The organism is Synechococcus sp. H60.2, from assembly GCF_047462315.1.
GTDB lineage: Bacteria > Cyanobacteriota > Cyanobacteriia > Thermostichales > Thermostichaceae > Thermostichus.
Genome location: NZ_JANSIZ010000093.1, coordinates 1 through 8,217, shown reverse-complemented (window position 1 = coordinate 8,217; position 8,217 = coordinate 1). Strand labels below are relative to the sequence as shown.

At 60.4% G+C, this 8,217-nt stretch carries 11 protein-coding genes, 1 tRNA gene and 1 pseudogene; 6 read left to right on the top strand and 7 right to left on the bottom strand.

All coding sequences use genetic code 11. The features are described from left to right. The first annotated feature begins 113 nt into the window (after positions 1–113). The 3 genes from NW845_RS11680 (at position 114) to NW845_RS11670 (ending at position 3,540) form a co-directional block, all read left to right on the top strand. Positions 114–350, top strand: a complete 237-nt coding sequence (locus tag NW845_RS11680; protein WP_414365769.1) for a DUF3148 domain-containing protein — start codon at positions 114–116, stop codon at positions 348–350. Between the two features lie 200 nt (positions 351–550). Then, positions 551–2,134 (top strand): phosphoglycerate dehydrogenase, encoded by a 1,584-nt coding sequence (gene serA, locus NW845_RS11675; protein ID WP_414378660.1) that lies wholly within the window; start codon positions 551–553, stop codon positions 2,132–2,134. 116 nt (positions 2,135–2,250) lie between these two features. Continuing rightward, positions 2,251–3,540, top strand: coding sequence for a bifunctional folylpolyglutamate synthase/dihydrofolate synthase (locus NW845_RS11670; RefSeq protein ID WP_414378659.1), 1,290 nt, complete (start codon positions 2,251–2,253; stop codon positions 3,538–3,540). Between the two features lie 62 nt (positions 3,541–3,602). On the opposite strand, the gene NW845_RS11665 is transcribed toward NW845_RS11670, so the two are convergent. The 3 genes from NW845_RS11665 to NW845_RS11655 form a co-directional block, all read right to left on the bottom strand. Further along, positions 3,603–3,676: transfer RNA gene (locus NW845_RS11665), tRNA-Pro, on the bottom strand. Between the two features lie 249 nt (positions 3,677–3,925). Further along, positions 3,926–4,351: an NfeD family protein gene (locus NW845_RS11660; RefSeq protein ID WP_414365766.1), complete on the bottom strand. Its 426-nt coding sequence runs from the start codon at positions 4,349–4,351 to the stop codon at positions 3,926–3,928. 79 nt (positions 4,352–4,430) lie between these two features. Then, positions 4,431–4,670: a hypothetical protein gene (locus tag NW845_RS11655; protein WP_414365765.1), complete on the bottom strand. Its 240-nt coding sequence runs from the start codon at positions 4,668–4,670 to the stop codon at positions 4,431–4,433. A 142-nt stretch (positions 4,671–4,812) separates the two neighbouring features. Between NW845_RS11655 and NW845_RS11650 the strand changes: the two genes are divergently transcribed. Then, positions 4,813–5,001, top strand: coding sequence for a hypothetical protein (locus NW845_RS11650; protein WP_414371680.1), 189 nt, complete (start codon positions 4,813–4,815; stop codon positions 4,999–5,001). On the opposite strand, the gene NW845_RS11645 is transcribed toward NW845_RS11650, so the two are convergent. The 3 genes from NW845_RS11645 to NW845_RS11635 all read right to left on the bottom strand — a co-directional run bounded on the left by NW845_RS11645 (position 4,983) and on the right by NW845_RS11635 (position 7,131). Further along, a complete protein-coding gene (locus NW845_RS11645; protein ID WP_414378658.1) occupies positions 4,983–6,059 on the bottom strand; it encodes an SAM-dependent methyltransferase in 1,077 nt (358 codons plus the stop codon). The genes NW845_RS11650 and NW845_RS11645 overlap by 19 nt on opposite strands. Further along, the gene (gene leuD / locus NW845_RS11640; protein ID WP_414378657.1) at positions 6,056–6,658 is read right to left on the bottom strand and encodes a 3-isopropylmalate dehydratase small subunit; all 603 of its coding nucleotides are present in this window, start codon (positions 6,656–6,658) and stop codon (positions 6,056–6,058) included. Before leuD ends, NW845_RS11645 begins: the two co-directional genes overlap by 4 nt. 146 nt (positions 6,659–6,804) lie before the next feature. Further along, positions 6,805–7,131, bottom strand: coding sequence for a phasin family protein (locus NW845_RS11635; RefSeq protein ID WP_011431016.1), 327 nt, complete (start codon positions 7,129–7,131; stop codon positions 6,805–6,807). Between the two features lie 41 nt (positions 7,132–7,172). On the opposite strand from NW845_RS11635, the gene NW845_RS11630 reads away from it, so the two are divergent. Then, positions 7,173–7,520 (top strand): hypothetical protein, encoded by a 348-nt coding sequence (locus NW845_RS11630; RefSeq protein ID WP_414365761.1) that lies wholly within the window; start codon positions 7,173–7,175, stop codon positions 7,518–7,520. Continuing rightward, positions 7,517–7,993, top strand: coding sequence for an urease accessory protein UreE (locus NW845_RS11625; protein ID WP_414365760.1), 477 nt, complete (start codon positions 7,517–7,519; stop codon positions 7,991–7,993). The genes NW845_RS11630 and NW845_RS11625 overlap by 4 nt, the downstream gene beginning before the upstream one ends. A gap of 33 nt (positions 7,994–8,026) precedes the next feature. Here NW845_RS11625 and NW845_RS11620 read toward each other — a convergent pair. Continuing rightward, positions 8,027–8,217: pseudogene (locus NW845_RS11620) on the bottom strand (RNA-guided endonuclease TnpB family protein); the annotation flags it as partial.

The following is an 8,217-nucleotide window of genomic DNA, read 5'->3' as shown; positions in this document are numbered from 1 at the left end:
TGAAGCAATACATCCAGAATCAGTCAGAGGGTGCTATCCATCCCCACCCGGGTGGGGAATTCCGCACCTTACGTTAAGCTAAAGGCAGGTGTAGCGTCGATGCTTGTGGGGCCATGTCTGAAGCTCAAGGTTTGCTGCCGGTGGGGGCGAGGGTTGAGGTGGTGGAGATGCCTCCTTACTTGAAAACGGCTGACCCGATGCCGATGTTGCGCCCTGCCCATTTGATTCGGCTGCACGAACAAGGGGTGATCTTGCAGCGGCGGCTGTTGGGCACCTACAGTGTACAGTTTGCCAATGGCATCTTTTTAATCGACGGCAAGTACCTGGCTCTTGTGGGATCCCGCCCGTGAGCAACCCATCTCCACCGGGGCCTAGGAAACTGGGACTCTTGCTCTTTGGGAGCGGCAGGTCTTGCGCGTGCTGGCGGACTTTCGCGGTAGATTAAAGGGTGCTGGCTGGGGTTGGGTCAACATGGATGCGATCCAGCCTGGCTTGCGGTATTGGCTCTTCTGCTTCTGTTGCCCCACATCCGATTAGGCTATTGTCGCTTATGCCCAGAGTTATCGTCACGGATCCCATCGATCAGGCGGGAATCGACATCCTCTCCCAAGTGGCCCAGGTGGATGTGCAAACCGACCTCACGCCGGAGCAGTTGATTGCGGTCATTCCCAACTACGATGCCATCATGGTGCGCTCCGGCACGCGGGTCACCCGCGAGGTGATCGAGGCGGGGACGAACTTGAAAATCATCGGTCGGGCGGGGGTGGGCGTGGACAACATCGACGTGGCTGCCGCCACCAAAGCTGGGATCCTGGTGGTCAACTCCCCTGAGGGCAATACGATTGCTGCCGCCGAGCACGCCATCGCTTTGATGATGGCCCTCTCCCGCCACATTGCCGATGCCAATGCCTCTCTGAAAGCAGGCCAATGGAAGCGGCAGGAGTTTGTCGGGGTAGAGGTGTACAAAAAGACACTGGGCATTGTTGGCCTGGGTCGCATTGGATCCCATGTGGCCCAGATTGCCAAGGCGATGGGGATGCGGCTTTTGGCCTACGATCCCTACCTTTCGATGGAGCGGGCGGAGCAACTGGGGGTGCGCCTGGTGGATTTCACAACTTTGGTGCAGGAATCGGACTACATCACCCTGCATGTCCCCAAGACCCCTGAGACCACCAACCTGTTCAACGCCGAGACCTTCCGCCTGATGAAGCCGACCGCCCGCCTGATCAACTGTGCCCGCGGCGGCTTAGTGGACGAGCAAGCCCTCTATGAAGCCCTCAAATCCGGCCAAATTGCGGGGGCGGCCCTGGACGTCTTTGCCGATGAGCCCCTCAGCAAAGATTCACCTCTGCTTTCCTTGGGCAAGGAGATCCTGCTAACCCCTCATCTGGGGGCCTCCACCGAAGAGGCGCAGGTGAATGTGGCCATCGATGTGGCAGAGCAGATCCGCGATGTGTTGTTGGGGCTGCCTGCCCGTTCTGCTGTGAACATCCCTGGCTTGCAGGCGGAGGTGCTGCAAAGCCTCAAGCCCTACCTGGACTTGGCGGAAACTCTGGGCAACTTGGTGGGCCAGTTGGCGGGGGATCGGGTCAGCCAGTTGGAGATCCGCCTCCAGGGATCCCTGGCGGAAAAAGATGGCCAGCCGATCGTCATCGCCGCGCTCAAGGGGCTATTGACGCTGGCTCTGCGGGAGCGAGTTAACTACGTCAATGCTTCCATCGAGGCCAAGGAACGGGGCATTCGCGTGGTGGAGACGCGAGATCCCTCTTTGAAGGATTACTCCGGATCCCTGACGTTGATTGCCCATGGCCCCAACGGGGTGCGTTCGGTTTCGGGAGCGCTGATCGGAGAGCGGGAGGTGCGCATCACCCAGATCGACGAGTTCCCGGTGAATGTGCCCCCCTCTGCCAATATGCTGATGACCCTGCACCGGGATATGCCGGGGATCATCGGGCGCATCGGCACCCTGCTGGGGGCCTACAACGTCAACATCGCCAGCATGCAGGTGGGGCGCAAGATCATCCGCGGCGATGCGGTGATGGTGCTCAGCCTTGACGATCCCCTGCCAGATGGGATCATCGAAGAGGTGTTGAAGCAGCCAGGTATTCGCGATGCTTTTGTGGTGAACCTTTGACGGCTTCTGCTGGGGCAGTGCGAAACCGGCTTGAGCAGAGGGGAGGGTAATCTCTTTGCTTGGGTTAGCGGGGATAGTGTTGAGGTGAACGCTTGAGCCCGAACAACCTACCGCCGATGGGTGGAATCCCAACCTGGGATTGGCCGGGGTTTCTGGAGTCGCTAGGCCACTTTGGCGTCGATCTCAGCCTGGATCGCATGCAGGTTTTGCTGCAGCGCCTCGGCCAGCCCCAAGCGGGGATCCCGGCCATCCACGTAGCCGGCACCAACGGCAAGGGATCCGTCTGCTCCTGGGTCAGCCATGTGCTGTGGGCGGCGGGCTATCGCGTCGGTCGCTACACCTCTCCCCACCTGGTCAATTGGCGGGAGCGGATCTGGCTAAGCGGCGAGTACATTTCGCCAGGCGACTGGAGCCAGGTGTTGGCCCAAGTGCGGGACTGCCTGCAGACTTACGCTCCTGGCGAGGCTTCCCCCACCCAGTTTGAGGCCATTACCGCCGCTGCCTGGCTGTACTTTCGCCAGCAGAAGGTGGAGGTGGCGGTGATGGAGGTGGGCCTAGGGGGGCGACTGGATGCCACCAATGCCGGGATTGAGCCGGTGGTCACTGCCATCACGTCCATTGGCTGGGATCATTGGCAGCGTCTGGGCAACAGTCTGCCGCAAATTGCCTTCGAAAAAGCCGGCATCCTCAAGCCGGGGATCCCGACTGTGTGCGCACCCCAACCCCCCGAGGTGATGGCCGTGATCCGGGCCAGAGCCGAGCAGATGGGCAGTCCTCTGCGGGTGGTGGAACCTTTGCAATGGTCGGGGCCCCAGGCCGTCCGCTGGCGCGAGCAGGTACTCACCCTGCCCCTCCCCGGTGAGGTGCAACTGACCAACGCCGCGGTAGCTCTAGCCGTTTTGGAGACCCTGCAGGAGCAGGGCTGGCAGATCCCAGAAGCTGCAGTGGCCAGGGGGTTTGCCGCCACTCGGTGGCCGGGCCGTCTGCAGCGGGTGCAAGTGGGATCCCGCCGGTTGTTGCTGGATGGGGCCCACAACCTGCCCGCCGCCCAGGCGCTGCGCCGCTACCTAGACGAGCACCAGCCCGGCCCTCTCACCTGGTATATGGGCATTCTCACGACTAAAGATGTCAAGGGTATTCTTGCTACCCTGCTGCGACCGGGGGATCGCCTCTTTGCCCTGCCCATCTTCGGCCACGCCGGCACCCCTCCGGAAGAACTGGCCCACCTGGCCCAGATCCTGCAACCCCATCTTCGCTCTGTCCAGGCGCTGCCAGATCTTGCCGCTTTACAAGCCCAACTGCAGCAGCCAGCTGACCCCGGCGAGCCGCCTGCGGTCATCTGTGGATCCCTGTACCTCTTGGGCCAGGTGATGCAAGCTTGCCTGGGATGGGATCTGGCCTGCTGAGGCTCCTGCAACCAGTTTGGCCGATGGCTTGGAGATCCCTAGCGCTCCCTTTGCCAGCTCCATCGGGATGACAGGATTTGAACCTGCGGCCCTCTGCTCCCAAAGCAGATGCGCTACCAAGCTGCGCTACATCCCGCTCTTGTAATTATGGCAGATATCAGGCCGGATCCCTGCTGTAGGTTGTCGAATTCCCGCTGGGGCACCCCACCCCCAACGGCATCTTCTACTTAGAACCTGCTGAACCTGTTGGGATGGGTAGCCGCTGCAAACAGGACGGTGGACTGAGGGCGAGCTTCTTGTTCGTCTTCGCAGAGGTTCCCCGACTCCTCAGGTGTTTCCTCAAAAGAGCTTGTCCAATGAGTCTCAGCCAAGCCCCTGATCCCCCTCAAGACCTGAGCATCTGAATCGGCATCACGATCAGGGTATTGCCCTGGCGATCGACCACATAGAGCTCTTGCCCAGGTTGAATCTCCAGGTTGGGGACGCTGCACTTGGCATTCCAGGTGGAGCCGAGATAAGAGACCCGACCCCGCTCGCCCGGCGGAATGGCCGTAACTGCCCGCGCTTCCCGCGATTCCTTCAGGAGATCTTCCAACTGAGTTGAAGTAGAGGGCAGCAGACGCCGGCTGAGAACGATCAGCCCAAGGGAGAGCACAATCCAAGCCGAGAACTGGGCCCAAAGCGGCCACCCCCAATAGGCCAAAAGAGCAGCCCCTAGGGCAGCCACACCCGTCGGGCCAGCCACCAGCTCCGGCAAAAACAGCTCGGAAGCAATGAGAACCAACCCAAGGCTAATCCAAGGCCAAACCATAAAACCCAGGGATCCCACCACCTTCAGTATGGCTTAAAGCGCCTGGATTCTGGGCAGGGGTTTGTTGCCGAGCTGCCAGCTAGCTGCCTAGGCGGTAGTTCTCCAAAAACTGTAAGGGATCCACCTCTGCTTGGGGAGGGTTCTTGGGTAGGTTCTTGGATTCGGCAATCCGCATCAAGGTCTCCCAGTCGGTGTTCATGACGAAGGCCACTGCTTGCCGGGCCGCCTCTCGGTGGGGGCAGGCGTCGCCCAAGACACAGCCATCTCGGCAGAGAGTGGCGCAGTCGTGCTCAGTGCTCTTGAGAGTTGGGCCAGCCATGATGTCGTTTTCTCCTAGGGTTTTACATTTTCTTCAGAATACCTGACCTGAAGAGAATCTTGCGCCTGTTGGGGATCGGAAGGGGCGCAGATAGCCTGGAGGAGGTGAGAAGACCGGTTAAGCCCAGAGGAGCAGGGGTCTTATGGAGTTTTCCCAACTGCAAGTGCTGGTGGAGCGGGCTCTGGAAGATAAGAAGCTAACCCGCAGCGAGGTGGATCAAATCATCGCCGCCATCCGGGCCGATGGCAAAATCTCCCCGGAAGAGATGAGCTTGCTGGAGTCCATTCGCGAGAAGGTACTGCGCCGAGAAATTCAGGTGGTGGAAGAGTAAGGGGCGGGGATCTCTTTTTGCAGGTAGAGGGTGACCTCGCTGCGGTTGTGAAACAGGTGGCGCGCCCTCACCACCGGGAAGGCGCTGCCCAAGATGTCTAGGGTCTGTCGGAGCACCCGCAGGCGATGCTGGTGGGGGAGCTTTAGGGTCATCACGGCTGCCCCCTGCGGCTCCAGATGAGGGGCAAAAGCCGCCATTAGATGGGCAGAGGCCCGGCCATCCATGCGCATGTCGTTGAGAATGAGGTGAAACCGCCCTGCGCAGCGGGCTAGGTAGGTTTGGGCGCTAAGGCGGTAGTGGCAAATGCCGGCATCGGAGCGGAGACGCTCGTCCAGTTCTGCCGGATCCACGGCCGTCACCTGCTGGCCATGCAGGCGCAAAATGCGCGACCAGCCCCCTGGCGCTGCCCCCAGATCTAAAGCCTGCCCCCCTGGGTGCAAAGGGATGCGAAACACCTGGATGGCTTCTAGCAACTTGAACTCAGAGCGGCTAATCTGACCGGGATCGCGGCGGAAGCGGTGAATGCCGCCGGCCCAGGTGGAGAGGTTTTGCGCCGCCCGCGACAGGCCCAGCCAAGCTCGGATCCCTGTCAGGTTGGCCAGGATCACCGCCGAGATCACCTGTTGGGGATCCTTGACCTGCAGCGGCGCCCCCACTGCTGCCGCCACCTGGGCTGCTAGGGCTGCGTTGACCTGGAAGGGCTTGACGTTGAGCTTGCCAAATAGGCGCGTCTGTACAGAAAAGCTGAGGGCAGGGTCGATGGCCGCCAACAGCTCTTCGTCTAGACAGAGTTGCGTCAGGGATCCCTCGTCCAGCCAAAACTCCCGCTGGATGGGGCAGATGTGGCGCAAAAAAATAGGGGGGTTGGCCTGCCAGACCTGGGCAAGGTCGGCAAAGGAACGCTGACTGCACACCCACACAAGGCCAGGTGCCTCTGGCAAAGGCTGAAGGACGGCCTCGGGATCCGCCGCCGCAATTTCCCGCCTTGCCAGATCCAGAAAATCGGGGTCGGCGCTGCCCAGCCACAGGTGAGTAGCGGGGGGAAGAAACCTGCTCACTGAACCCCCTGCCATTGCAGATAGGGCAAGGAAGCAGCCACCTCTTGAATCCGCTCCCGGGCAGTCAGCAATTGTCCGGTGGCATCCCACGTCCCCTGCACCAGCATTTGCCAGGCCCCCTGCGGGATTTCAACAGCAGTGGCCTTGTCCTCCCAACGCACCTGTTTGTTGAGCAGATCCAGCGTTAACTGGAGCTGCGGGTTTCTGACCACTGCCTCCTGGAGAGTGTGGATCACGCTGGCGGGTGCTGTTACACAGGGGATCCCCAAACTCAGGCAGTTGCCGAAAAAGATTTCGGCAAAGCTTTCGCCGATGAGGGCGCGGATCCCCCACTTGGCCAGAGCTTGGGGGGCGTGCTCCCGGCTGGAGCCACAGCCAAAGTTGGCGTTGACCAGCAAGATCTCTGCCCCCTGGTACTGAGGCAGGTCAAAGGGATGCTGGCCGGCAGCTTGGGCACGGTCGTCGGCAAATACATGCTGGCCCAAGCCCTCAAAGGTAACGCACTTCAAGAAACGAGCCGGGATGATCCGGTCGGTGTCGATGTCGTTGCCCACCAGCGGGATCCCACGGCCCGTGATGGTCAAAACTTCGCTTGGCATGGGAATTGCAGTGAACTTCTGGACTCAAAAGCTGGGAATTGGCTTCAGGGTTTTGCAGGGTATAGCCTGGGGCAGCCTGCCAAACTCTGCTTGAGCGACGGGGCAAGCCTTGAGAACAAGTGCTAGAAACGAAACATCCAGCTCGGCTAGCGGCGGTAAACTTGGTTTTCCAGGTTGCGCACCTGCCGCTCCAGCCGATCCAGCCGCCCGCGCAGCTCGTCCATTTCCGATTGGCGAGGAACACCCAAATCCTGCAGGACGTTGCGCACCTGACGCTGCACGTAAGACTCCAGGTTGCTCTGCTCGGATTTCACCTGGTTGAGCAGGTTGTTGATGACGTTGGATGCCTCTTCTGGTTTGAGCTGACCTTTCTGCACCAGCTCGTCAGCAGCCTTTTTCAACTGCTCCGCCAGCAGAGCGGTGGTGCCCACGCCCATTAGTAAGAGCTGACGTAAGATACTGTTATTGTCCAACGCTGCCCTCCAGAGAATGCTTGCCGAAGGTACGGGCTTCTATGACTACTTATTCTCCTCAGTTTGCCCTCAACTTCGCAACCGGGTCGGCCAGCTTCCCGCTTTCGGCAGAGGGGGCACGGGAGTGGCACAGGGCTTTGCAAACCCTTTTGGAGCGGCTCAAAGTGGGGGCAAGCGGCCTCCAACGCCAGCCCCAGGCGCCGATTGAGTTTCACCATTCCGCCCCAAACTTGTACTTGGAGATGTTCTGCAATCCCAATATCTGGCCCGGCCCCTACGCCGCCAAGGTGTTAGTAACGTTGAAAACAGGGGCATTGCGCCTTTCTATTGAAGTAGAGTTCTCCCGCCTGCAAGAAGACCTCAGCCAGTACCTGGAGTCTCTGAGATGAGCGAAGGCCGACACACTTTGGGCGAGGATCCGGCGGTTATTGCAGTAACGGAGCTGCTGGTTGAGCCGCCAGGTGGGATCCCTGGCCAGATGGAGACAGTTTCTCTCACTTGGCACGATCGCCAGCGCTCTCGGCAACGGCTGGTGAGTGACCGAGGCACGGCAATCCAGTTGATGCTGCCCCGCGGCACCCACCTTCACGATGGGGATCTGCTGTATGCAGACGCCCAGCGACACATTCGAGTCAAGGCCCAGGCGGAACCGGTGCTTGTCATTCAACCTGAAAATGTCGTTCAAATGGGCCAGGTGCTTCACCAACTGGGCAACTGGCATCGCCCGGCCCACCTTTCTCCCCAAGGGCAGATCCTGGCGCTGGAGGACGAGCCGCTGCGGGATTGGCTAACCCACCTAGGGATCCCGTTCCATTCGGAGATGCGGGTCTTCGAGCCCAACCTCTTGGCCCATAGCCATTGATGGCTATTGCAAGCCTTGCCAACGACACGTAAACTACCCGGCTCCGACCGCTAAGCGGTAGGGAGCGGGCTTCTGGTAGCCCTGCAATTGGCAAGCCAACCACGGACCTCCAGGCCGGTTTACAGCGACCCCCAAAAGGGCAATCATGTTGGCACCGTTCAAATCTGCATCCCCTTCCCAGCCACAAGCCGGGTTGACACAGCGAAAACGCTTCCCTTCCCGCT